Here is a 1,320-nt window from a genome sequence, read left to right on the forward strand (position 1 = left end):
TCCCCCGCCGCCGCGCGGGCGCTCGCCGGGCTCGGCGCGGAGGCCTCGGACGAGCTGCGTGCCGTGGTGGCCCGGCGGGTCGACGAGCTCGTCGCCTACCAGGACGAGGCGTACGCCGCCGACTACGTCCGGCGGGTGGAGGCGGTGCGCGACGCCGAGACGCTGCAGGACGGCACCCCGACGGACCCGGCGCCCGAGCCGCTCGCCCTGGCGGTGGCGCGGAACCTGTTCAAGCTGATGGCCTACAAGGACGAATACGAGGTGGCCCGCCTCGCACTGGACCCCGAGTTCGCCGCCCAGCTGGACGAGGACTGGGGCGAGGGGGCGGTGGCCAGGCTGCAGCTCCACCCGCCGGCTCTGCGGGCCCTGGGGATGAAGAAGAAGATCTCGTTCGGCCCGAAGGCCATGCCGGCGATGCGGGCGCTGGCCCGGATGAAGCGGCTGCGCGGCACCCCGCTGGACGTGTTCGGCTACGCCGTGGTCCGCCGGGTCGAGCGGGAGCTGCTGGACGAGTACCGCGCCCTGGTCGACGAGCTCGTGGACGACCTGCGGCGGACCGGCCCTGCGGGCCGGGACGCGACCTGGCGCGGCACCGCCGTGGCGCTGGCCGAGCTGCCGGACATTGTCCGCGGCTACGAGGAGGTCAAGCTGGCGAACGTCGAGCGCTACCGCGAGGAGATGGCCCGCCTCCGGGCCGCCCTGGGCTGACGCCCGACCGCAGCACGCCCCCCACCCCGCGGTCACGACCGCAGGGCCGCCGACGCCATCGTGGTGAGGACGGCGCGCAGGTCGGCCTCGGCCATCGCGGGCAGGCGCGGGCTCGAGTTGAGCAGCCCGAACACCGCGTGGACGTGCGCGCGCGCCTGCGTGGAGGACAACTCGGGCCGCAGGCGTACGAGGGCGTCGACCCACAGTTCGGCGTACTCGCGCTGCAGGGTCCGCACCTCGTGCCTCGGTGCGGCGGGCAGCGAGCCCAGGTCACGGAACTGCACGCTGATGAGGTCGGGCTCGGTGGCCACGAAGTCGACGTGGACGGCGAGCAGGGCGTCGAGCACCCGGTCCGGGTCGCCGCCGCGCTCCACCGCCGCGCGACCGCCGTCGCGCAGCCGCCGGGAGATGTCGAGCAGCATCTCGGCGAGCACGTCCTCTTTGGAGGAGAAGTAGCGGTACATGCCGGGGCCGGAGATGCCCACCTCGGCACCGATGTCGTCGAGGCGCACGGCGTGGAATCCGCGGCGGGCCATGAGTCGGGCCGCGGCGGCGAGGATCTCGCCCCGCCGTCGCGCCTTGGCCTGCGCGCGCGGCGTCAGCGGGGCCGCA

Annotated in this window: 2 protein-coding genes; one reads left to right on the top strand and one right to left on the bottom strand. The window is 75.0% G+C overall.

Features of this window, described 5'->3' with window-relative positions; all coding sequences use genetic code 11:
- The coding region (locus tag HMPREF3086_RS01020) for a DUF6537 domain-containing protein (RefSeq protein WP_371441634.1) at positions 1–708 on the top strand (708 nt) is incomplete at its 5' end.
- Between the two features lie 32 nt (positions 709–740).
- On the opposite strand, the gene HMPREF3086_RS01025 is transcribed toward HMPREF3086_RS01020, so the two are convergent.
- Complete coding sequence (locus tag HMPREF3086_RS01025; protein WP_061229069.1) at positions 741–1,310, bottom strand: TetR/AcrR family transcriptional regulator; 570 nt, start codon at positions 1,308–1,310, stop codon at positions 741–743.
- Positions 1,311–1,320 lie beyond the last annotated feature (10 nt).

Source organism: Dietzia sp. HMSC21D01, from assembly GCF_001815995.1.
Lineage (GTDB): Bacteria > Actinomycetota > Actinomycetes > Mycobacteriales > Mycobacteriaceae > Dietzia > Dietzia cinnamea.